This window comes from Borreliella japonica, from assembly GCF_900099615.1.
Taxonomy (GTDB): domain Bacteria; phylum Spirochaetota; class Spirochaetia; order Borreliales; family Borreliaceae; genus Borreliella; species Borreliella japonica.
On sequence record NZ_FMTE01000002.1, the window covers coordinates 179,128 to 202,353 of the forward strand.

Below are 23,226 nucleotides of genomic sequence, written 5' to 3' on the forward strand. Positions count from 1 at the left end.
CACTCCTCACTGCACTAATGAACCTAATATTATATTATAATATGCAAAAATTATCAAAATCTTATATAATGAAACCTAAAAAGGAAGTTTATGAAAATAGCTGTACTTTTATCTGGAGGAGTTGATAGTTCTGTTGCCCTTTATAGAATTATAAACAAAGGATATGCAAATATAAAATGTTACTATCTAAAAATTTGGCTTGAAGATGAACTATCTTATATTGGAAACTGCCCTTGGCAAGAAGATTTAAATTACGTTGAAGCTGTATGCAACAAATTTAATGTTCCGTTTGAAATAATAAACTTTCAAAAAGAATATTATAACAAAGTGGTAAGCTATACTATTGAAGAACTAAAAAATGGAAATACCCCAAGTCCAGATATTTTTTGCAATCAAAGAATAAAGTTTGGGGCATTTTTTGAGAAAATCAACGAACAATATGATTTGGTTGTCACAGGACATTACGCTAAAATACAAATAAAAGAAAAAAGATTTTTTTTAAAACAGGCAAAAGATAAAATTAAAGACCAAAGCTACTTTTTATCTCACCTCTCTCAAAAACAAATTTCAAAACTATACTTCCCATTAGGAACATTACTTAAAAGCGAAGTAAGACAAATAGCTAAAAATATAAATTTGCCCAACAAAGATAGAAAAGATAGTCAAGGTATTTGCTTTTTAGGGAAAATTAAATATAACGAATTTATTAAATATCACCTTGGCGAGAAAAAAGGCAATATAATTGAAAAAGAAACGGGAAAAATAATAGGGGTTCATAACGGATATTGGTTTTTTACAGTTGGACAAAGAAGAGGAATTAAGCTTAGCAACGGACCGTGGTTCGTCATAGAAAAAGATTTAAAAAAAAATATTATATATATCTCCCATAACGAGAATTATTTAAAACAAGCAAAACGCAAATTTTCAGTTCACGAAATACATTGGATAAATGGTGTACCTTCAGATTTTGAAAATTTAAAAATTAAAATAAGACATGGTGAAAAGAAATACTCGTGCAAATTAAAATTTATCACAAATAACTTAATTGAAATTTCTTTAAATAAAAAAGATCAAGGAATCTCCCCAGGGCAATTTGCAATCTTTTATAAAAATACAGAATGTCTAGGAGGTGCTAAAATTTTTAAAATCATAGAATAATAGTCCGCCAAAAAGCTAGAGAAGATTTAAAAAACCTTCTCCTTACTTTTCGATCTTAAAGTAATCAACAGATTCTTTTAAATCTTTTACACTCTCTAGCATTTTTTCAGACATTGCAGAAAGTTCTTCACTACTTGAAGCTGTGGTCTGAACTAACTGACTAACTTGTTCTATTGCGTTTTTAAATTGCTCTATTTGAACACTTTGTTTAGAGCTTTCATCAGAAATATTTTTCACAAGTCTAGCCGTTTGCTCCATACCAGGGACTATTTGCTCAAAATTTTCTCCAGCACGACTTGCAACAGTCAAACTTCTGTTTGCAATATCAATAATCTCTCTTGCTGATTCCTTGCTTTGATCCGCAAGCTTTCTAACCTCAGCAGCTACCACTTCAAACCCCTTGCCTTTTTCCCCCACTCGTGCGGCCTCAATCGAAGCATTTAAAGCGAGCAAATTAGTTTGCCTTGTTATCTCATCAATAATTCCAATTTTTTCAGTAATTACAGTCATTGCCTCAATAGCTTTAACAACAGATTTATGTCCTTCTTTAGTCCTCTCATTGGTATTAACAGCAATTTTTTCAGTAGTAGATGCATTTTCGGTATTCTCAGAAACACCTTGTGATATTTGCTCAATATTTGCTGTCATTTGCTCTAAAGTAGAAGCCTGCTCAACAGCACCAGAACTTAAATTCTGACTTGCATTTGCTATTTGAATCGCATTTTCATAAAGGTAATCAAGGTTCTCAATGACCCCTTTCGCAACTGAAGAAAAATTAGTTCTCAATTGTTCAAGACCTTCGTATAAGCTATATAACTCCACAGTATCCCATTTATCAAAATTAACATCAGCAGTAAAATTACCAGAAGCAAGTCGCTCAGAATATTCTAATATCTTATTCAAAGAAGAGCTCAACTTTTTCACAAGATAAAGAGTTGCAATAGCAAGAATAAACAATGTAAATGCAAAACTAATGGCCAAGATTAAAGATGTAACTCGTGACATGTAATAAAAATCATCCTCTGAAGTCCTCATCAAAAGAATAAATCTACTATTAGACAAACTTAAAAGCACCTTTTGACTAATTCCCACATATTTTTTACTGCTAACAGGATCATAATAATAAACGGTTGAAATTTCTTTATTTTTTTGCAATAAATCTTCAGATGTTTTTTTAAGAATATTGGAATAAGAGACACTAATATCAGTCATAAGATCACCTGGAAATACTGTATGATGAACTAAAAATCTACCTGTGATATCATAAGCTAATGCACGACCGCTAGAGAGTATTCCAAAATTAATTCCTCTAAAAGACCTATGTATATAATCTATTGAATAAAAGAACATAAAATAACCAAAAATATCACCCGTTCCAAAATCCCTTAATGGTATACCTATTAATATATAAGGAATCTGACCTTTTTTATTTTTTATCTTGGAAATATTTTTAACTAAAGACTCCTCAATAGACCCAGGATCTGCCAACATGACATAAGAATTGTAAACAATACTTTGAGACTCTTTAAGTTTTGTAAAATATTCTTTATCACCAATAGACTTGCCAAAATCACTATTATCCTTAACAGCCGTAGTAAAAACTATTTCGCCTTCCTTGTTTGTAACCATCATATTACTACCAGTTTGAACAAGAATTTCAGATTGATCTGAAATAAAGCCCAACCTTTTGGATCTAATTTTACTATCTCCATTAAATTTTTCAGCAGAATTAAAATACATGGAACTAACCCTAACTTTCTCTTCCATTGAAGAAATATAAAGGTTAAAAGAACTTTTAATGTTTCCAATAAGATTTATCATAAGATCAAACTGCTGATCTACTAATTTACTATTAATCAACATTCCAAACACAAAAAACAAAATTGATATAAAGAATGCTATCAGAATAAGAACAAGTAGCAACATCCTAGCTTTCAGCTTCATACTAACCACCTCTTTTTAAAAAAAATAAATTCTAAAACTCTGAAAAATCATCATCAAAATTCAAATCCTTATCAGCAACATCGATAGCTTTTTTAGGATCAACTCGCTTATTAATAGCTCTAGTAGGCTCACCCTCAATAGTTAAAGAATGATTGTTATGTCTACTACCATTTGAAGTTAAAATTCCATTACTTTTCAAATTTTGATTTTCATCTTTAAGAGAATTTTCAGGACAATCCATTAGCCTGAAATCATAATCACCATCTTCGAGATTTTCAATTCTAGAATCTTTAATTTTGAAAAATAATACAGATTTTCTGAGTTCTTTAGACTTTTCTAGCATTTTATCGGACATACTAGAAAGTTGCTCACTACTTGCAGCTGAAGACTGAACAACTTCTCCAACCTGGTCTAAAGCCATTTTAAATTGAGCAATCTGATCACTCTGCTTAGAACTGCCCTCTGAAATCTTCTTAACAAGATTAGCTGTTTCTTCTATTTCGGGTAACATTTCTTTAAAGATCACTCCTGCTTCAGTTGCTACCTTAGAATTATCTTCAACTAACTCTCCAATCTCAAGAGCCGAAATTTTACTAAGATCAGCTAACTTTCTAATCTCACTAGCTACAACGGCAAATCCCTTTCCTTCATCACCTGCTCTTGCAGCTTCAATAGCTGCATTCAAAGCAAGTAAATTAGTCTTTCTAGCTATTTCTTCAATAACGCTAACTTTCTCTACAATATCTTGCATAGCAATAACAGATTCTTCAACAGCCTTGCCACCTATCTGAGAACTTTCATTTGTCTTTAAGGCTATCTGTTCTGTTTCATAAGAATTATTCGCGCTCATATTAACACCCGACGCTATTTGTTCAACATTAGCTGACATTTCTTCAAGAGCAGATGCCTGCTGTAACGCACTAGAGCTTAAATTTTGACTTGAGCTGGCAACTTCTAAACTTGCCTTATTCACATAGCTAATATTTCTCAAAACACTCGCAATTGCCAAAGAAATAGCCTTTTTCATTTTCACAACCTGAAGACTTAACATGCCAAGCTCATCAAAAAAATCCTCATCATCAAGAGCATAATCTTTATCTAAATCTCCATTAACCATATCTTGAACTAAAACTCTAATTGTGTTTAAACGAAAACTAATAATCTTATCTATTCTCATCAAAAGAATAATACCTAATACAATAATGCCTAAGACAGAATATAAGACATACTTCAATTTTAGACTAGATATTACTCCGTAAATATCCTTATAAGGAAGTCTAGCAATAAGTACTCCGCTTTTCTCTCCCAATTTACTACTTATGGGCAACAGTGCATAATAACACTCTTCCCCCATATCGGATAATAATATTCTATCAATAGTATAAACCGATACTTCAGTAGGAGTATTTGATAAAACAGGTGGTTTAGAAAAAACATCTTTAAGAATATTTAAAAATTTAGAACTAACTCTACTAGTTTCATTGTATTCTTCAAAAGGATTAACTGCTATATTATTAGGATCCACATAAATAAAATTGCCTCTTTTGTAAAAACCAAATCTAAATCTATCAAAACTATTTGCTAAAACATCATTAAGCAAATATCCAGCCAAATATCCACAAACAAGCTTATCTTCTGGGGAGTATACAGGCACAATTATTGCAAAAGCCTTTTTTTCGCTTTGCCTAGACCTAATAGCAACCTCTGCGGATATTCCTTCAGAAAGATTTGAATACCAGCCTACAAATTTTAAGTGGTTTTGCCTATAATCCTCAACCGCTTTTTTAAAATAATTAGTATTAGCCTCAGAATGCCCAAAATCCATATTATTTTCATGCCTTGTGCTAACAATTATTCTCCCTTCAAAATCAAAAAACGCTAATTCTTCAAAAAAGGTATCATTTTTAAGACTGGACATGAAATTGTATAAATATTGTCGATATTTTTTATTCACCTTTACAGAATCAATAACAAATTTTGAATTTTTTCTTAAATCTACCAATTCAGACTCAGAGAAATCTTTCCCTCTATTCTCAGACATTGCAAATTCTGATATAGTTTCAAGTGCCAAATTAGAAGCTGCGCCATTGATTATGACATACAAAGTATCCAAAAGAGATTGTGTAGAAAAAGCTGCTCTTCTTACTTGAGCCCTTGTAAGTTGCTTATAATAATCTTCTAAATAACCGCATAAAACAAAATTAAAAATCATGGAAAAAAGCAAAAGTATAAAAATCAAAAACAATAATAAAAATCCAACAAACCTGTATTTAAGCTTCAACAGCATAATAAACTACCTCACAAATCATCTACTTATTTAATTAAACAAACTCAAGACCAAAAGGGTATCAAAAAAAATTCTACAGCAAAAAATTAAAAACTCTTAGAAAATTAAAAGAATTTTCACAATATGAAAAATAAATTATAAGCTGTTATTAATTGCTAATGCTTTTTATAGGGCACTCCTAAGAACTTAGGAGCATAATTTCTTTTTGAAAAAAAGATAAGACTTAAAATAATAATTAAATATGGGGCAATAACCAATATTTTAAGAGGCATTATTGAAGATAAAAAAGACGATTGAGCCAAGATAATTGCCAAAGTTTTCACAAATGAAAACAAAAAACTGCCCATTAAAACCCCCAAAGGTGTCCATTTTCCAAAAATTAACATTACAATAGCAATAAAACCTTGTCCACCTGTAATCCCTTGCACATAGCTTGATGCAATCACTGTTGTAAGAACAGCACCCGAAACCCCCGCTAAAAACCCACTCAAAAGAACACAAAAAAATCTAATTTTATTAACACTAACTCCAACAGACTCTAATACCTCTGGATTTTCACCGCTAGCATTAATTCTAAGCCCAATTTTAGTGTATTTGAAAATAATATGAAATAAAACCACACCTAACATTGCAATGCATACAGAGTATCTTTTACCAAAAATTTGAAATATAAGAGACGTTTTGCTTAAAATTCCATCAAAAAGTATCGGCAACTTTATATCTATAGGCGGAGTTGAAATAGAAGAAAAAATTAAAGTACTTATAAAAACAGCAATAGCGGGTCCTAAAAAATTAAGTGCCATTCCGGTTATAACTTGATCTGATTTTAAAAAAATTGTAAAAACAGCATGCAAAATAGCAAGCGCAAGCCCCGCTAATCCGCCAGTAAAAATTGAAAACAATGGGTCATTTGTAAAATATGCAACTGTGGCTCCTGAAAAAGCTCCTATTGTCATTATTCCTTCAAGTCCAATATTAATAATTCCACTTTTTTCACTTATAAGACCCCCAAGACCAGCTAAAATTAATGTTTGAGAATTTATTAAAGTTTCACTAATCAAGAATATTACTGTATTTGACACTCTTAACACCTTTTAAAAAAATTTTATTTAAAAAATAACTAGCAGAAATTACAAGAACTATTATTCCCATCATTAAAGATACAATTGAAGATGGAAGTCCCATTAAACTTTGAACCCTGCTGCTTCCATAAAGCAATATAGAAAAAAGAATACTAGAAAATATTATGCCAATCGGCGAATTGTTTCCCATCAAAGAAACAGCTATCCCATTAAAACCAATTCCTTCCATATAAGAAAGCTTAAATATAGCTTTATTAACACCCATAACTTGAATAGCACCAGCAAGACCTGCAACAGCTGCTGAGAGAAAAATTGAAAAGATTAGCACAGCTTTTACATTAATACCCATACATCTTGAAGCTTCAATATTACTTCCTATGGCATTTATTTTAAATCCAATAATAGTTTTATTAAGCAAAAACCATATTAAAATGGCAAAAATTATACCCAAAATTATTCCAAAATGAAAAGGTGCTTTTAAAAGCTCATTGACAAAAGGATGAGAAGACCTATAAGCAAGACCTTCTGGTGAAAGTTTCCAAGAACCTAAAAAATCAATAAATGCACTTTCTTTAATGGACTTTGAAAAATCACTATTATCTCTTTTAATAAAACTAAAATCCAAAATTATATTATTCAAATGAAATAATATCCAATTAAACATTATTCCTGAAATCACTTCGCTAATATTGAATTTAGTTTTTAAATATCCAATTAAAATTCCTAAACTACCTGAAGCTAAAAAAGTAATAACAAAAATAGTAATTACATGTAAAATTGGAGGCAAATCAAGCAAAACCGATGCTATTAAAGCAACAATAGATCCTAATATAAACTGACCTTCAGCCCCAATATTAAAAAGGCCTGTTTTTAAAGAAATACCAATAGAAAGGCCTGTAAAAATCAAAGGGGCTGCATAACTTGATATATAACCTAAATGTTTGGGAGACGAAAATATAATCTCTAGTATTATAAAATACATCCTAAAAGGAGAATAGCCAAACACCATCACTACTAAACCAACAATTAAAAATCCAACAAATAGAGCAAAAATACTAATAAATGCTGAAGAATTAAAAAATTTCAATATAAATTTACTGCATACTTCTTTACTAATTATCATTTAGCTTAAACCTATCATCATTTTACCAATAACATCAATATCAAAATTGCCCTCTAAAATACCCACTATCTTTCCATCATGCATTACAGCTATCCTGTCACAAATATTAACAAGCTCATCAAGTTCAAGAGAAACTAACAAAACAGATCTACCCGCATCTCTTTGCTCTATTATTCTTTTATAAATATTCTCAATAGCTCCAACATCAAGACCTCTTGTAGGCTGAATAGCTAAAAGAATATCCGGCTCTAAACTAATCTCACGAGCAATAATAACTTTTTGCTGATTACCTCCAGATAAATGCTTTACCTTATTAAAAATATCTCTTGGTCTAATATCAAAATAATTTACAAGTTGATTGCTCAATTTTTTTAAAATATTAAAATCAAACCCTACGAATTGTCTTTTAACTTTATTGAATTGTCTTTTAATAAAGTTGAAAAAATTAAATTTTAAATCAAGATTACTCTTTGAATGATTTTTTTTTAATCTCAAATAATCGGGATTATCAAAGCTCTTAAGCCCAATATTCTGCATAACATTGAATTCTAAAATAAGACCATGCCTTTGCCTGTCTGAAGGAATATTGCCAATTTTTTTATCTATTATTTGCTTAATCGTTAAACCTTTTAAAGATTCCAAGATCCCTGAAGAATTTTTTTTAAAAACATCGCCCTTAAATATGCTTTTCAAACCCAAAATTGCATCTACTAAATCCTCTTGACCACTTCCCTCAATACCTGATATCCCAAGAATTTCACCATTTCTCAGATTAAGATTAACATCTTTAACTTTTAAAACCCCCCTCCCATCTTTAACACTTAAATTCTTTATTTCAAGAACATTAAAATGATTTTCAAATTGAATTTTAGATGAACGAAGTGTAATCTCTTTGCCTATCATTAATTTTGTAAGATCTTTGTCATCAATCTCAGCAATATTAACAGTTTTCACAACTTTCCCAAGGCGCATAATTGTACATTGCTTTGCAATAGACCTAATTTCTTTTATTTTATGAGTAATAAGTATTACAGTATGACCCTCTTGAGTTAGTGCTTTTAAAATGTTCATAAAATCATCAACTTCACTTGGAGCAAGTACCGCAGTAGGTTCATCAAAAATAATAATATCTGCATTTCGATATAGAACTTTCAATATCTCTATTTTTTGTTCCATGCCAACGCTCAAGTCTTCAACCTTTTTTTCTAAATCTATCTTTAAACCATACTTTTCTGAAAGATAATTTATTTTTTTTCTAGCTTGTTTGTAATCAACAAAGCCAAATTTTGAATTTTCATAACCTAAAATAATATTTTGAACAGCTGTAAACTGTGGGATTAACATAAAATGCTGAAAAACCATTCCAATTCCATTTCTAATAGCCTCGCTTGAATCCTTAAAGCTTACTTCTTGACCTTTTAAAATAATTCGACCACTATTTACTTGATGAATCCCATAAATAATCTTCATCAAAGTAGTTTTTCCAGCACCATTTTCTCCAAGAATGGCATGAACTTCGCCTGCCTTAAATTTAATAGAAACATCATCATTGGCAATAAAATTGCCGTACTTTTTTGTAATATTTTTTAACACCAATATATCTTTTTTCATTAAACTTTAACCCTAATAAATATCAAACACAAATTACTTACAATGCTCCATTTTAATGGAATATTATAAAGCTTAAAATTTATATTTTCAATAACATCTTTTCACTTTGATAAACAAAATAAATTATTCATAAAAATTAATTACTAGTAAATAAAAATGCTTAAAATATAAAAACCTTAATAAAGAGAGCAAATTAATGTTAAAATAAGAGAATGACTAAACTACTATAAAGAGAGTACTAATATGAAAATCAAAGCCTGCATTTTTGATATGGATGGAACCCTAGTAAATAGCATCATGGATATTGCGTTTTCAATGAATTCTGCTCTTTTAAACTTGGGATATAACGAAATCGAACCAAATAAATTCAATGCTATTGTTGGCAGAGGATTTACACAATTTATAATAGATACCCTAAAACTATTATCTCTTGAATACAATAATCTCAATTTACAAGATAAACTTTACAAAGAATTCGTAAAAGAATATAACAAAAATCTTTCATCTCAAACACAACCATACGAAAACATAAAAACTCTTTTAGAGAATATGAATAAACTTAAAATTCCAATTGGAATTTTAAGCAATAAAAATCATGAAGAATTAATAAATTTGGTAAAAAATATTTTTGGAAATATATTTTTTTTTGAAATCAGAGGTTATTCAAAAAAATTTCCGCCTAAGCCAAATCCTGAAAATGCTCTTGATATGATACTAGAATTAAATGTCCAGAAAGAAGAAATTGCATATATTGGAGACAGCGATGTAGACATGCTAACCGCAATAAACGCTGGATTTATACCAATAGGAGTTTCCTGGGGATTTAGAAGTGTTCAAGAATTAAAACAAAATGGAGCAAAACATATAATCCACAAGCCGCTTGAACTATTGGACATAATCAAATGAATGCAAAATCATATTTTCCTTATCTATATCATTACTTATTCAATCATGAAAGCATAAAAAGTTTATCTGCCATAGAAAAAGAAATTGAAATGCTCAACTATTTAAAAGAAAACAAAAAAACTATTGCTACATTCATCAAAAATGATTTTGAATCAGAAATAAAAGATCTAATTCAATACATCAAAGATAAAACAGATACAATGATTACTCCATTCGTTTTATCTGGTATTGAATCCATTGATTTTAACATTGTAAAGCCTCTTTTTACCAAAGAATTAACAAAAAATGACTTAAATTTGATATTTAACTTCGTTAAAGTCAACTCGTCTTTAAGAAAAGAATTCTTTTATAATTTTAATACTATAAGCAATGGATACATTACTTTTTACATAAACAAACTATTTGAAGAAAAAAACTCTTACACGATATATTTAATACAAAAAGAAAATAAAGCCCTTTATTCATCAGAAATCATAAAAAATTACATAAAGATATTACTTCTCTTAAAAGTATTGGTAATTAAATACTGCTTTGAAAAAGGAATAGAATTAACTATTAAAAATATTGAATCAACTGCAAAATCAATAAGCAATGATACCGATTTTCTAGACGAAAAAACAGCCAAACTTATAATTGAAAGCTTTTTCAAATATGAGATTTTACAAAAAATGTCTCCAATTTCAACACTAATTGCTATTTTTTCAGCCAGAGCAAGAATTCCAAAATACAAAAACAATCCGGTCAAAGGTTTTATTGGGTATGATGAAAGTTGGTTTTCAATAAAACAATCGGGCTCTAAAGAATACGATTCAAGAATAATCAAAGAATTATTAGAAATAGCTAAGGGAAATAAATGGTAAAAAAATTTTCGATTTTCTTGAAAGCAATAATAATTTTTTCAATATTTGAACTTTTAATAGAAGAACTCTCAATAATTCTTTTTTTGCCATATAAAATACGATTTGCACTAATATTTCTTGGTTTTCTATTTGACACAATTTTTATTTTCATTTTTTTATACAAAATAACCAAGGCTCACCTTTCCCAAAGATTAGGAATCTACGTCAGAAACAATTTATTCTTCGATATAATTCACTGTCTTATCCCTTTAGTATTTTACAGTTCATATCAACTTAAAAACATAATTGTCGCCCACGAAACCATATTAAATCCAATAATGCTATCACTCTTCAAGCTAAGATTTTTAAGACTTCTTAGATTTAACGATCTTATAATAGAAATCTATTACAATTCTAAAGAAAAAAATCTAATACTAATAGCATTTGCTAGAACATTTTCAATGAGCTTATTAATACCATTTACATTTTTTATAATAATATCAAGCTCTAAAATTGTAAATTCAATACCAGAAAAACAAGAATTTAATATTATTAAAAATATATCAATAATAAATGAAAAAGCTTATATTAAAGAAAAATATCCCTTCATTTTAATAATCAAGGAAAAAGAGGACATAATATATTCAAAATCAGACGAAATATTTGTTTACTACAGTCCTAGTGAATACAAAGTAATAGAAATAGAGAAGACAAAATTTTATATAGATAAATATTTGCAAAGAAAAAGCGATTCTATTCTTGGAATTTTTCTATTTGCATTGTTTGCATCATTTACTATTTTTTTAATGAACTTTTATAAATTTTTTAAAGCAAGTTTTTTAAATCCTATTATTTTAATGACAAAAATCTTACAAGACCCATTAGAATATCGAAAAATTCAAATTCCTTTTACTTTAAGCGAAGAAAAAGTATATGAACTTGCAAAATCATTTAACAATCTTTTGCTAAAAGAAAAACTAAATTCAAAAAGAAAAAGCAAAATACCTTTGGAAATTGAAAAAGTAAAAAAAATAATTAATAAAAATCAGGAATTAAAATGAAAATTCAAATAGCTAAAATACTATTTATATTATTAAATTTTCCACTCAATGCTAGACTTTTGGACATCACAATTGAAAAAAGAGCAACCGAAGAAATAAAAAAATATTCATCTTACAATTTAATCTTAGGAAAAGAATACTATACCGATTTTCCAACAAGCGAAATAGAAAAAAATATTTACAAACTAACCGAACATTTTGTAAAAAGCATAATACTTAATAAAACTGACTATGGTTTATTAAATCCAAACTACAAAGAAGCAAATAAATATCTAATTCAAAGCGAGCTTATTAATAACAAATTTTTAAAATATAAAATATTTAAAATTAAAAATATAAATGGAATTTTTAAAAGCTATTCGCTAATATACACAGAAAAAGGATTCTACAAACTAGAACTTTACATAGAAAATAATACAGAACCTATAAAAATATTTAACCTGAACATAACTTATTTTTTAAACAATTCAGATGAAATAAGCAATGAAATGATTTTTTCTCCAAAAGAATAAAAATATATAATTAAAGCTTGGGTTATCTTTATAAACAATTTATTTAACAAATACAGACATTACTCTTTGAAGAACCTTTGCCCTATCTAAAGGTTTAACAATAAATGTTTTTGCTCCTTTTATTAAACAATCTTTAACTAACTGCTCTTTACCTAAAGCAGATATCATTATAACTCTAGCGTTTTTATCAAATTCCATAATATTAGAAAGACAAGTTATTCCATCCATCTTGGGCATGGTAATATCAAGAGTGACAATATCAATATTAGGATAATGATTTTTGTATTTTATCACGGCCTCCTCTCCATCAGCTGCCGTATCAATAATATTAAAACCCTCTGATGTAAAAATTTGTGTAAGCTGTTTTACAGTAAAAACAGAGTCGTCAACAATTAAAACATTAAAAGGAATGCCTGTATCATAATTTATTCCTCTAGGCTTAGATGAAGAATCTGCAGCAATTGTTGTCTTTTGGATCATATTAACCTCTCTTTTCTAATAAAAAGAATTTTTTTCATATCAAACCCTCTCTCTTATTGCAATATTAACTTCTATAATTTTACCATCAGGCAAAGAAAAAGGAACAATTAAAGCCTCAGAACCTTTATTGCTTATTTTCATATTTTCTCCATAAATAAAAGCTGGCGGGGTTATATCAAATACAAAACCTTTGGCATGTAAAGTAGTAACAAAATTTCCAGCAATAATATTCCCAACCTCAGTGAGAGTTGCGGCAACCATCTCTTTTGTTTCCTCATCATCAAAATCATCATACTCTTCAAAATTTAACTTAGAAGCAACAAAAAGAGCTGTTTCTATATCCATATCAATAATTATACTACCTTCAACAGAACCAGCAAGCCCTACTATTACAGAAACACCCTTTATCTTTTGATTTATTGATTTAAGCCCTGGCTTACCCATTTCTATATTTTCAACAAGCAACATATCTCTTAAAACCGAAGAAGCAGCGTCCAAAAATGGCTCTATATAATCTATTCTCATTAATTTCTCCTTTAGACTTTCCTGTATAAGTTAAAATATTTTGTGGATTTCTCTTTTATAAAAACATCATTATTTTTAAGCTCTTCGTTATCTCCTAGAACCAAAAGAGCCCCTTTAATAGTTTTAGAAGCAATGATATTTAAAATTAAAATCTGATCTTTACTATCCAAGAAGCATAAAACATCTTTTAAAAAAACCATTCCCAAATTATCAGGCAAATCTGAAAAAAGAGCATCAGAATACTCAAACAAAACATTATTGAGAATTTCTGACTTAAATTTATAAATCCCAGGACTTTGTTCAAAAGAGTTTCTACGATAAATTTCACTAATACCAATTTCTGAATCTGAAAAAATCAACCTAGAAGTTTCAACCACTTTTGACAAATCATTATCAATAGCTGTCAACTTAAACGGTTTTAAATAATATTCAGACAAAGCATTAGCTAAAGCCACAGTCTCCCTTCCACTACCACAACCAATTTCCAGTACATTTAAAGCGAAATTCAAATTATCCATAAAATTTAATCGATTCCTAACAATTTCATTTTGAAATTCTTCCAAACAATCAGCTCCCCACAGATTCCCCGATGATTTTGAATAAAATTCATTTAAAAAACTATCGTAAGGCAAGCAATCAATATCAACCATATTAAATTTTACTCCAACTTTTTCTAAAAACACATCATTTACTAAAGAGATATTAAAAGAGTATTTCAAAAGATTTTTTTTAATATTCTCCAAACTAAAAGCTGCAATATCGTTTAAAGTTGAATTTCCATTTTTTGAAAAACCATTATTAGAAAAACTATTTTTACAATCCTCTAGTATATCTAAATCATCACAATTGCTTACAAAATCGACTTTTTCAACAAAATTTTGATCAGGTTTTAGTCCCCTTTCTTTTTCACCATAATTAAAAATTTTAAAAACATCAAGGAGTATATAAAGTTTCTCGTTATAATCTACAACACCTTTTATATAGTTTATTAAAGAATCCTGAGATAAAACTGGATGTGGATCTTGAATAAGACTAGAATCTATTGAAAAAACATTATTAATTTTATCAACAATAACCCCTATAAGAAGGTCTTCATTCTTTAAAACCATAATATCTTCAAGATCTTTTTTATTAAATTCCAAATTAAACATTATTCTAAGATCTATAATAGGAATTATTTCACCTCGCAAATTATCAAGTCCAGCTACATATTTTTTGGCATTTGGAACATACGTAAAATTACTAGATTTTCTAATTTCTTTAACTTGCATAATGTCTACCAAATAATGATCAGATCCAAGCTCAAAAGAAACAACCTTAAAATCAAAATTGGTCAATTTGGAATTACAATTTTTATCATCTAAAATTTTGGACCCAAAATAAATTTCTTTTATCTGCACAAGAGATTCACTCCTTAGTATCCTTTTTTAAATCAAAAAGTTTAAAAACATCAATTATTAGCACAACCTTACCGTTACCAAGCGTAGTAGCTCCAACTACACCTGCACTTGATGAAAATTTATCCTTAATAGGCTTTACTACAAAATCTTCCTCACCAAGAATAGAATCTACAACAATTGCGGTCTTTATGTTGTTAGTATTAACAACTATTAAAAATTTTTCTATCAATGAATCATCTCCTGTTATATTAAAAAGTTTATCAAGTCTGAGAACAGAGATGATTTCGTCTCTTAAATTATAAACTTCATGATAATTTTCAAGCAATTTTATATCATGCTCGGTTATTCTATGAGTTTCAAGAACATTGTTCAAAGGAATAACATAGGTCTCAGGCCCTGACTTTACCAAAAGGCCTTGTATAATCACTAATGTCAATGGTAGTTTAATTTTAAAAATTGTTCCAAGACCAATTTCTGATTCTACTAAAATAGTTCCATTAAGTTTTTCAATACTTTTTTTAACAACATCAAGACCAACCCCTCTGCCTGAAAGGTCTGTCACTTGAACTGCCGTTGAAAACCCAGGAGCAAAAATTAAATTAATAAGTTCGGAATCAGAATAAATTGCATCTTCCTTTATTATCCCCTTTTCAATTAATTTGCGCTTAATAATCTTTGGATCTATACCAATTCCATCATCTTCAATCTCAATTGATATTACATTGCCCTCATTCCTAGCACGTAAAATTATAGTACCCGCTTTGCTCTTTCCCTTTTTAACTCTCTCTTCAACTGTTTCAAGTCCATGATCCATTGAATTTCTAACACAATGCATCAAAGGATCTACAAGGTCATCTATAACAGACTTATCAAGCTCAGTCTCTTCTCCTTCCATTTTAAGATTTACAATCTTATTCAATTTCTTTGAAAGATCCCTGACAACTCTTGTAAACCTTGAAAATATATTAGATATTGGCAACATTCTAGTCTTTAAAACACTCTCATGCAAATCTGTAATTATTCTGGACAGTCTACCAGAGGTCATTTTAAAATTTTGAAGAAGCCTGAAAAAAGAATTTCTTAATTCAGACATATCATTAAGGGACTTTTCCATTTTAAAATTCATAAAAGAATTAATATGTGCTTCGATCTCATCTTCTAATGTCAAACCTGCATCTTTAAAAATTATCTTTAAATCAATTAGAAAGTTTCTCTGGAAACTTTCCTGATAATCATAAAAATAATTAAAATTGTAAAATAACGTAATCATCTCTGAATTTATTTGATTATAAGATGATTTGCTTATTACAGCCTCACTGACAAGATTTAATATGTAGTCTATTTTTTTACTATCTATTCTAATTAAATTAATATTAATTGGATTGTTTTTCTTAATACCTTTATTTACCTTAAAAGACATTTCATCATTTTCTTTCAGACTTATACTCTTTAAAGATTCTAAATCAATCTTTTCAATTTCAAAATGACTAACAACATCTGATAAATTAATCTTTTTAGCAATACTGTCTGAACTGACATCTGATATTAAGTAATATGTAACAAAATCGAAAAACTTATCTGACAATAACTCACTAGAATCTGGGAGAGACTTGAAAATTTTTCCAAGACTTTTTAATGCCTGAAGCATTTGAAACCCACTAATCGTAGCCATAGGATTGTCTTTTATAAAATCCAATCTAACTTTAAATAACTTTTGATTCCCAATCTCAAGCAATAAATCAGAAATCTCACTCTCTGCAAAATCAAAACTATCATTTAAAATAGAATTGGTATATAAATCAATATCTTTAATTTTTCTGTCTACAAGCTTTTCTAATTCTTCTTTTACATTAAATTCATCAACCAAATAGCTTGCAATTAAATTTGAAGAGTCTAAACTCTTTTTAACACCCTCTATATCTGAATATATCAAATAATAATCTACTCTTGTTAAAAATTTATCTTCGATAATTCGCTCATATTTAGGAATTGTGTGTAACACGGAACCTAAATTTTTTAAAATATTAAATATTTTCAATCCACCATTTTCAACTTCAGAATCATTATTTGCATTAAAAATAACGCTGATCCTTAAAACCTTTTGTCCGATTCCTAACCCTTCTTTTATCTCCTCAAGATCTAATTTTGAAAGACAAAAATTGTTCTTAGTTGAATTTTCGTCAAATATCTTAATACAAATTTGATCATCAATTACTAAGAATTGATTTAATTTGCTTTTAAGATCACTTATATCATCCAAATAAACCTTGCCATCAAGTCGAAGCGCAAGCATTTCTTTGATAATATCTAATGAATTTAAAAGCAAATCAACAAGATCATTGTTTATATTTATCCTACCATCTCTAATAGCATCAAAAACATCTTCAACAATATGAGTAAAATCAGATAATTCCATCATATCAAGAGAAGCAGAACTTCCTTTTAAAGTATGAGCTGCCCTGAATATTTCATCAATAGTATCAGAATTATTAGGATCATCCTCTAATGACATAATATTCTCTTCAAGGATATCTACAAGATTTTGAGCTTCTTCAAAAAAAACTCCTAAAAGCTCTTCATTTTCCAAATCTAATATTTCCATACCATTTCCTATTAAGACATTTTATATATATAAAGCTAACCTTTTAGATTAGCTTTATATATTAATTTAAACCTATTTTTTTAAAGATGATTCTTCAGGTTTTTCACTCTCAACTTTTTCTATAAAGTTTTGGAAAGAACCTTCAGGCATAGAAATTTTTTCTCGAAGCTTTAAAACTCTTTTAAAAGTTTCATGAGCCTTCAATTTACGAAGAGATTCAGTTCCACTAGTCTCATAAACTTTAAATACAGACTCACTATCAATATCAGAATCTAATGAAACACTCAACTTGTCATAAAGAACTCTCAAGTCTTTAACATAAAAAATAAAATTTTGCTCTTTTGAACTATGAGATTTTAAAACTCTAAAAGCTTTAAATCTCATTTTACTTGAAGCAAGGGGATAATTTGGAACATCATCTTTAATTATTCTAGATGATATATCAGGAATATAGTTGGGATTTGACCAAATTAAATCAGCCCATCCTTTAAACTTTAAAGTCCCCAAAGAGTAAGCGTACTCCATACCATTCATATCTTCAAATAAAACTTCAAGATCTATCTCATACCCTAAACTATAAACTGACACTTTGATCTCTTTCATAGTTTTAATGTTATCAATAAGACCTTTGCCTAGAAATTGATTGCCACTTTCCCCTGAATAAAAAGGAATTTTAAATGGCGGCATTATCATAGCAGATGATTGAGAATAGCTTGGAAATAAAACTCTTACTCCTAAAATAGTATCACCTGCATACCTTTTTGATTCGCTCCTAACAACAGCAGGCGCAACAATCGAATTTTTAACATAAGCCTGCAACCTAGCAGAAGGAGTAAGCAAAACACTCCAATTGTTTATTCCAAGATCTACAACCATATCTTCAGGCTTAACAACACCAGAAGCGCCCGAATATACATAATCAACATAATTTGTAAGATCAAGTTTAGTTGAACTTGGATCTCTTGCAAGTTCAGCAAAATCTAAAACCAATTCTCCAGGCTCTGACCTTTTTGAGCCTTCTATCAATCCATCAGCCTCTTGAGCAAAAAGAGCAGTGGATAATAAAAAAAATAAAATACTTTTCGCTTTCCTCTTCATGTAAACCAACTCCTTATATATACATCTTTTATAAAATTTTCGTTTTTTAATTGTCATTGTTAGTAAAATTAAAGTTTATTAACTTTGCTCCTTTAACATACACCCTTCAACAAGAATAACAAGCTTTTTTGCCTTACCGGGATAGTTAAAGCGTATTGTTTTTATTAAAGACATGGCAAACAAACTAATCTTATCATCAAAAGACTCATAAGATTCATTATAATCCTCGTTATTAAAAGAATCATAAAATTCCCTTGAAAGATTTATATAATAAATTCCATTTTGTAAAAAAGAATACAAAAATCTCGCATCACTTAATAAAAATCCAAAAGAAAACCCTTCATTACTTCCTAAAAGGAAATTTTTTACTAAAAGATCTAAATTGTCTTGCAAATTTTTTTCATCTCTTAAATACTTTAAATTAGCAACAAACCCCTTACTGGAGTAGAAATAAAAAACCTTTTTTGAAAAAAGATTATCATAATTTAAAAAAACCATATAAATAGAAAACAAAAAACTTGCTAACAAAGCCCCTAAAAGCACTCTAACCGTATGCTCTTTTTTAGAATTTAAAAATTTATAAATCACTGTATTACATTTTAAAAATACATCCGAAATATTATTTTTCATAAAAACTTATAAATTCCATCAAAGATTTAAGTATTAATATATTAAACTTACTCATGTAATTATAATCCAAAATCAATTTAGCATCTAAAATATTGGACAAAAACCCCATTTCAATCAATACTGCAGGCATACTGCTATTTTTTATTACAAACCATTGCTCTTCCCTGATTGGTCTAATATTAGTTTCGCTTAACTCATTTTTAAATACCTTATATAAAATTTCAGCCAATCTTTTCGATTCATATTTATATTTAATATCTAGTATATCATTAAGCTCGCTTAAGTATCTATTACCTTTAATATCATACCCCTTAAAATCTTTAATAACCTCTCTTTTTGAATCCTTGGGAAGATACCAAAACTCAACTCCTCTAGCTTCACTATTTGGAGCATCATTAGCATGTATGGACAAAAATATAACATTATTTGGAAAATTTGGCTTTATTGCATTTGCAAATTCCGACCGCTCTTTTAAAGTTAAAAAAACATCATTTACACGGGTTAACAAAATATTTTTATTTACAAAATAATTACTTAAAATTTTAGACAAATATATAGAATAGGTTAATGCAAAATCTTTTTCTTGAAGAACAACATCATAACCATTTATCTTTAAAGTCACAACCGCACCAGCATCATGTCCACCATGTCCAGGATCAATGATTATCGAAGTAATTCTGGGCTTATTGTAATTCGTAAGAGAATTGAAATAATTTTCAATTTGCTTTAATACTTTTTGACTTATTAAAATTTCCCCACGAATGTCAATAATTGGGTCTACAAACATATAATAACCAGAAGACGTCAGTGCATACTCAAAACCTACTCTAAACTTTAAATATCCCTTATCATTTTCAATTGTAAAAACATCATTTTCAATGTTAAAATCAAACTTAAAAACATTAGTATCAAAAAAATCAAGAACATTAGTGTAATCAAGGGGCTTAGAATATAAGCTTAAATATGGAAACAAAACTAAATCAATCAATAATATCATTTTCCCAAAGCTCAATAGCACTCTTTAAGTCTCCTTTGAATCTTAAGCTATTTTTAGCAATCTCGCTTTTTATTTCCTTAAACTCTTTTTGAAAGAGAAAAGGATTAATTTTGTATTTTAAACAAATTTTACAAAACCTCAAAAAAGAAAAAACAACGCCATTTCCAACAAAAATTGGGACATAATTTTTAAGCAAAAAAATCAAAAAACTTTTATTTTTGGTTAAATTTTCTGGAGAATTTAATGCAGTATACTGGATTCTCAGCTTTCTATAAATATAAACATGTTCTCCAAAATAAACAGCTCTTAGTCCAAAATCTATTCTTTGAAAATACTCATTTTGAATTCTTCCATCAAAACCTCCAAGCTGTAAAAACTTCTCTTTAGAATAAAGTCCACAATAATCCATGGTAATCAAAGTTTTTTCATAGTCTTTTTCAGAATTTACTAAAATTACCTTAAACTTTTGCTGTTTATCTATACTGGGAAGAAAAATTGAAGGGATTATTTCCTCTTCTTTGTCGAAAAATTCACCCCCAACAAGAAGAACATTTTTTTTGATTATTTCATCGAATATATTTGGAATCCAAAAAGGATTTAACAAATACATATCACTTTGCAAAACAAAAACAAAATCACAGCTGGATTCTTTCATTGCTAAATTAACTTTTTCTCCAGAATTCAAATCATCAGAAAGTAAAATAAATTTCAACTTGCCATAACTTTCCGATATAAACTGTAAAGAACTTCTATTGCTCTGTTTTTCAATTGAAATTATTTCTCTTATAAAGTCAAAATTTGATAAAAACTCAAACAAATCTTCTCTAAAAATTTTTGTTCCTCTGCTTAGTATTACAAAAGAAATTCCAAAAGAAGATTTTTGTGAATAATTATTTTTAGATTGAATAACAGTGTATGAATAGCCGCTACTTTGAAGACGCATAAATTACTTTTAAAATCCTCACAATTAAATTATAATAATCATATGTCAAATAATACAATGTTAATTCCAAGAATAATAAATATTAATGCAATACTTCATAGCATGATTATTGTCATTTTTACACTCATTTCTTGCAACCATAAGAATATACAGTATGACAAGAGAATTAAAAAATTTTTAGATAAAAACAAAATTGAATATAAAATAGACTCAGAAAACGACTTTGTAGCATTTAAAAACATAAACAATAGCGAAAGAGAAGAAGTAATCATTAGATCAAGGCTAAACTCATACAAAAATTCAAAAATAAGAGAAATATTTGGAATTGTCAAAGTATTTGATGTAAATACACAAAAAATTAAAGAAATAGCTGGCTCTCTTATGAACGACAGCTACAATAACAGAGTACTAGGATCGTGGGAAATTATTCACAATGCAGAAAGAGGAATCAACTCTTTAGTATATATTGTAAAAGCGGAAGAATTTGCAAGTGAAGCATTTTTACTTGATGCAATTGACGAGATCGCCTCAACAATAACTATTTTCAAAAAAATAATAACAAACAACAACGAAAACATTGATAATAATAAAGCAAATGACAATGCAAATAAAGAATCAAATGAGCACGCATTAAAACAAGAAAAAACAAATTCAACAAAAAAATCTAATAAAAATGAACCAGGAGAAGATCAAATAGAAGAAGAGCTTCAAGAAATTAAAGCTCAATAATCTTAAAATCATTATTCTACTGATAAAGAATTAATATCAAAGCAAAAATGCACCCTATCACCTATTTTTATTTGAAATTTAGAAAATGAGCCTCTTGGAAGTTCAAGAGCATATCTTGCTTTATAAAAAGAATTAACATTTGCCCTAGAATATGGTTCTAAATTATAAATCTCTTTAATGATTCCATTTGAATCAATATAAGCTATTTCAAGCAGCAAAGGTGTATTTTCCATCCAAAAAGATAAATTTTGTTCTTTTTTAAAAATAAAAAGCATTCCATTACCATATTCAACTTTTTCAGTACCCATATAACCTTTTGCCCTATCAAATTCATTAGATGCTATTTTCACAAAAAACTTAACCCTATTTATAACAATTTCTTTATCATAAAAATGATCAGCAAAAGATAAAAAAGGCATAAACAAGACTAAACACAAAAACCGTTTTAAAATTTTTTCCAATTATCAACCTTATTAAAAATCATTTATTATAATTTGCAATATAAGATTTTAAAGTCATTCTTAAAATATTTTTATTTAAAACAACAATACACTCATCAAGATCCCACAAATAATTCAAAGGCGCTACCAGTGTAGCCTCGCCAAATTTTTTCTTTATCTCAATAAAAATTGAATATTGAGATATTAATTTTTTATCAAAAACAAAAGTGTACGAAAACATTTTATTTTTGTCAAAATTAAAAACAGCATATTTTAAATGGGTTTTAGCAATAAATTGTAAAGTCTGTTTCTTGGCATAAGGAAATTCAACTTCTTCAACATCATAATAAAAAATAGTACTCTTGAGAATATTGTCTTTAACAGATTCCATGCTAGAACCCATAACAAAAGATGTGAAAATAGAAAATAAATAAAAAACTGTAATACTCATACAAAGCCTTTAGCCATAAACAATATAAAGGAAAAGAATGATAAACAAAAAACTTGAAAATAAATACAGCAAAACATTAACATTAATCCCAAAATGAAAAAGTCTTACAAAAACTTTAGAAATTACTCTATCACTCACTATTCTTGTTCTTTCTTTTCTTTTAAAGGGTTTTTCTTTAAGCTCCTGAAAAGGACTGTAATGACAATTAGGACAACCCTCTCCAAAAGCGGAAACTGGGCCTATATGACGACAATTTGGGCATTCAATATCACCAAGCTTAGCAGCACAATTGGGACAAACAGACCTATTAAGCCCAACTTTTTCACCACATTGCTCGCAAAAAACTTCAAAAGTTACCTTTGCCAAACGAAAACCCCTCAAATTATAATTAATTATATAGTATCCAAA

At 28.5% G+C, this 23,226-nt stretch carries 22 protein-coding genes; 6 read left to right on the forward strand and 16 right to left on the reverse strand.

Annotation, left to right across the window (positions count from 1 at the left end):
* Positions 1-90 precede the first annotated feature (90 nt).
* Positions 91-1,158, forward strand: a complete 1,068-nt coding sequence (gene mnmA / locus BLO14_RS00835; RefSeq protein WP_091971806.1) for a tRNA 2-thiouridine(34) synthase MnmA — start codon at positions 91-93, stop codon at positions 1,156-1,158.
* A gap of 42 nt (positions 1,159-1,200) precedes the next feature.
* Here mnmA and BLO14_RS00840 read toward each other — a convergent pair whose 3' ends face one another.
* The 5 genes from BLO14_RS00840 to BLO14_RS00860 form a co-directional block, all read right to left on the reverse strand.
* Positions 1,201-3,102 carry a methyl-accepting chemotaxis protein gene (locus BLO14_RS00840; RefSeq protein WP_091971808.1) on the reverse strand — a complete coding sequence of 634 codons (1,902 nt, stop codon included), beginning with the start codon at positions 3,100-3,102 and terminating at the stop codon, positions 1,201-1,203.
* A 31-nt stretch (positions 3,103-3,133) separates the two neighbouring features.
* A complete protein-coding gene (locus tag BLO14_RS00845) occupies positions 3,134-5,389 on the reverse strand; it encodes a methyl-accepting chemotaxis protein (protein ID WP_091971810.1) in 2,256 nt (751 codons plus the stop codon).
* A 155-nt stretch (positions 5,390-5,544) separates the two neighbouring features.
* The gene (locus BLO14_RS00850) at positions 5,545-6,471 is read right to left on the reverse strand and encodes an ABC transporter permease (RefSeq protein ID WP_091971812.1); all 927 of its coding nucleotides are present in this window, start codon (positions 6,469-6,471) and stop codon (positions 5,545-5,547) included.
* Complete coding sequence (locus BLO14_RS00855) at positions 6,443-7,594, reverse strand: ABC transporter permease (RefSeq protein ID WP_091971814.1); 1,152 nt, start codon at positions 7,592-7,594, stop codon at positions 6,443-6,445. Before BLO14_RS00855 ends, BLO14_RS00850 begins: the two co-directional genes overlap by 29 nt.
* On the reverse strand, positions 7,595-9,205 hold the full coding sequence (locus BLO14_RS00860; protein WP_091971817.1) for an ABC transporter ATP-binding protein: 1,611 nt from the start codon (positions 9,203-9,205) through the stop codon (positions 7,595-7,597).
* Positions 9,206-9,448: 243 nt separating this feature from the next.
* Here BLO14_RS00860 and BLO14_RS00865 point away from each other — a divergent pair, with 243 nt between their 5' ends.
* From BLO14_RS00865 to BLO14_RS00880, 4 genes are read left to right on the forward strand one after another with little or no spacing between them, the layout of a single operon-like run.
* Positions 9,449-10,111, forward strand: a complete 663-nt coding sequence (locus tag BLO14_RS00865) for an HAD family hydrolase (protein ID WP_091971819.1) — start codon at positions 9,449-9,451, stop codon at positions 10,109-10,111.
* Positions 10,108-10,971, forward strand: coding sequence for a hypothetical protein (locus BLO14_RS00870; RefSeq protein ID WP_091971821.1), 864 nt, complete (start codon positions 10,108-10,110; stop codon positions 10,969-10,971). Before BLO14_RS00865 ends, BLO14_RS00870 begins: the two co-directional genes overlap by 4 nt.
* A complete protein-coding gene (locus BLO14_RS00875) occupies positions 10,965-12,011 on the forward strand; it encodes a hypothetical protein (RefSeq protein ID WP_091971823.1) in 1,047 nt (348 codons plus the stop codon). The genes BLO14_RS00870 and BLO14_RS00875 overlap by 7 nt, the downstream gene beginning before the upstream one ends.
* On the forward strand, positions 12,008-12,523 hold the full coding sequence (locus BLO14_RS00880) for a hypothetical protein (RefSeq protein WP_091971825.1): 516 nt from the start codon (positions 12,008-12,010) through the stop codon (positions 12,521-12,523). Before BLO14_RS00875 ends, BLO14_RS00880 begins: the two co-directional genes overlap by 4 nt.
* 39 nt (positions 12,524-12,562) lie before the next feature.
* Here the strand turns inward: BLO14_RS00880 and BLO14_RS00885 are convergent, their stop codons facing one another.
* The 8 genes from BLO14_RS00885 to BLO14_RS00920 all read right to left on the reverse strand — a co-directional run bounded on the left by BLO14_RS00885 (position 12,563) and on the right by BLO14_RS00920 (position 21,198).
* Positions 12,563-13,003 (reverse strand): response regulator, encoded by a 441-nt coding sequence (locus BLO14_RS00885; protein ID WP_002557259.1) that lies wholly within the window; start codon positions 13,001-13,003, stop codon positions 12,563-12,565.
* Positions 13,004-13,042: 39 nt separating this feature from the next.
* Positions 13,043-13,528, reverse strand: coding sequence for a chemotaxis protein CheX (locus tag BLO14_RS00890; protein WP_002557258.1), 486 nt, complete (start codon positions 13,526-13,528; stop codon positions 13,043-13,045).
* An 11-nt stretch (positions 13,529-13,539) separates the two neighbouring features.
* Complete coding sequence (locus BLO14_RS00895; RefSeq protein WP_091971827.1) at positions 13,540-14,928, reverse strand: CheR family methyltransferase; 1,389 nt, start codon at positions 14,926-14,928, stop codon at positions 13,540-13,542.
* Between the two features lie 7 nt (positions 14,929-14,935).
* Positions 14,936-17,530, reverse strand: coding sequence for a chemotaxis protein CheA (locus BLO14_RS00900; protein WP_091971829.1), 2,595 nt, complete (start codon positions 17,528-17,530; stop codon positions 14,936-14,938).
* A 72-nt stretch (positions 17,531-17,602) separates the two neighbouring features.
* Positions 17,603-18,628 carry a flagellar filament outer layer protein FlaA gene (gene flaA, locus BLO14_RS00905; RefSeq protein WP_091971831.1) on the reverse strand — a complete coding sequence of 342 codons (1,026 nt, stop codon included), beginning with the start codon at positions 18,626-18,628 and terminating at the stop codon, positions 17,603-17,605.
* Between the two features lie 78 nt (positions 18,629-18,706).
* Positions 18,707-19,258 (reverse strand): flagellar filament outsheath protein, encoded by a 552-nt coding sequence (locus BLO14_RS00910; RefSeq protein ID WP_091971833.1) that lies wholly within the window; start codon positions 19,256-19,258, stop codon positions 18,707-18,709.
* A complete protein-coding gene (locus BLO14_RS00915) occupies positions 19,248-20,246 on the reverse strand; it encodes an N-acetylmuramoyl-L-alanine amidase (RefSeq protein ID WP_091972280.1) in 999 nt (332 codons plus the stop codon). Before BLO14_RS00915 ends, BLO14_RS00910 begins: the two co-directional genes overlap by 11 nt.
* Positions 20,239-21,198 carry a glycosyltransferase family protein gene (locus BLO14_RS00920; protein ID WP_091971834.1) on the reverse strand — a complete coding sequence of 320 codons (960 nt, stop codon included), beginning with the start codon at positions 21,196-21,198 and terminating at the stop codon, positions 20,239-20,241. The genes BLO14_RS00915 and BLO14_RS00920 overlap by 8 nt, the downstream gene beginning before the upstream one ends.
* Before the next feature lie 57 nt (positions 21,199-21,255).
* Here BLO14_RS00920 and BLO14_RS00925 point away from each other — a divergent pair, with 57 nt between their 5' ends.
* Positions 21,256-21,927 carry a hypothetical protein gene (locus BLO14_RS00925; protein ID WP_091971836.1) on the forward strand — a complete coding sequence of 224 codons (672 nt, stop codon included), beginning with the start codon at positions 21,256-21,258 and terminating at the stop codon, positions 21,925-21,927.
* A gap of 11 nt (positions 21,928-21,938) precedes the next feature.
* On the opposite strand, the gene BLO14_RS00930 is transcribed toward BLO14_RS00925, so the two are convergent.
* From BLO14_RS00930 to BLO14_RS00940, 3 genes are read right to left on the reverse strand one after another with little or no spacing between them, the layout of a single operon-like run.
* Positions 21,939-22,388, reverse strand: coding sequence for a DUF192 domain-containing protein (locus tag BLO14_RS00930; protein WP_091971838.1), 450 nt, complete (start codon positions 22,386-22,388; stop codon positions 21,939-21,941).
* A gap of 19 nt (positions 22,389-22,407) precedes the next feature.
* On the reverse strand, positions 22,408-22,818 hold the full coding sequence (locus BLO14_RS00935) for a hypothetical protein (RefSeq protein ID WP_091971840.1): 411 nt from the start codon (positions 22,816-22,818) through the stop codon (positions 22,408-22,410).
* A 9-nt stretch (positions 22,819-22,827) separates the two neighbouring features.
* Complete coding sequence (locus BLO14_RS00940) at positions 22,828-23,184, reverse strand: hypothetical protein (RefSeq protein ID WP_091971842.1); 357 nt, start codon at positions 23,182-23,184, stop codon at positions 22,828-22,830.
* Between the last annotated feature and the right edge of the window lie 42 nt (positions 23,185-23,226).

Excerpts from the sequence above, each read along its gene's own strand:
- mnmA (WP_091971806.1), top strand. The coding sequence starts at position 91 with ATGAAAATAGCTGTACTTTTATCTGGAGGAGTTGATAGTTCTGTTGCC.
- BLO14_RS00840 (WP_091971808.1), bottom strand. The coding sequence starts at position 3,102 with ATGAAGCTGAAAGCTAGGATGTTGCTACTTGTTCTTATTCTGATAGCA.
- BLO14_RS00845 (WP_091971810.1), bottom strand. The coding sequence starts at position 5,389 with ATGCTGTTGAAGCTTAAATACAGGTTTGTTGGATTTTTATTATTGTTT.
- BLO14_RS00855 (WP_091971814.1), bottom strand. The coding sequence starts at position 7,594 with ATGATAATTAGTAAAGAAGTATGCAGTAAATTTATATTGAAATTTTTT.
- BLO14_RS00860 (WP_091971817.1), bottom strand. The coding sequence starts at position 9,205 with ATGAAAAAAGATATATTGGTGTTAAAAAATATTACAAAAAAGTACGGC.
- BLO14_RS00865 (WP_091971819.1), top strand. The coding sequence starts at position 9,449 with ATGAAAATCAAAGCCTGCATTTTTGATATGGATGGAACCCTAGTAAAT.
- BLO14_RS00870 (WP_091971821.1), top strand. The coding sequence starts at position 10,108 with ATGAATGCAAAATCATATTTTCCTTATCTATATCATTACTTATTCAAT.
- BLO14_RS00875 (WP_091971823.1), top strand. The coding sequence starts at position 10,965 with ATGGTAAAAAAATTTTCGATTTTCTTGAAAGCAATAATAATTTTTTCA.
- BLO14_RS00880 (WP_091971825.1), top strand. The coding sequence starts at position 12,008 with ATGAAAATTCAAATAGCTAAAATACTATTTATATTATTAAATTTTCCA.
- BLO14_RS00885 (WP_002557259.1), bottom strand. The coding sequence starts at position 13,003 with ATGATCCAAAAGACAACAATTGCTGCAGATTCTTCATCTAAGCCTAGA.
- BLO14_RS00890 (WP_002557258.1), bottom strand. The coding sequence starts at position 13,528 with ATGAGAATAGATTATATAGAGCCATTTTTGGACGCTGCTTCTTCGGTT.
- BLO14_RS00900 (WP_091971829.1), bottom strand. The coding sequence starts at position 17,530 with ATGGAAATATTAGATTTGGAAAATGAAGAGCTTTTAGGAGTTTTTTTT.
- flaA (WP_091971831.1), bottom strand. The coding sequence starts at position 18,628 with ATGAAGAGGAAAGCGAAAAGTATTTTATTTTTTTTATTATCCACTGCT.
- BLO14_RS00910 (WP_091971833.1), bottom strand. The coding sequence starts at position 19,258 with ATGAAAAATAATATTTCGGATGTATTTTTAAAATGTAATACAGTGATT.
- BLO14_RS00920 (WP_091971834.1), bottom strand. The coding sequence starts at position 21,198 with ATGCGTCTTCAAAGTAGCGGCTATTCATACACTGTTATTCAATCTAAA.
- BLO14_RS00925 (WP_091971836.1), top strand. The coding sequence starts at position 21,256 with ATGTTAATTCCAAGAATAATAAATATTAATGCAATACTTCATAGCATG.
- BLO14_RS00935 (WP_091971840.1), bottom strand. The coding sequence starts at position 22,818 with ATGAGTATTACAGTTTTTTATTTATTTTCTATTTTCACATCTTTTGTT.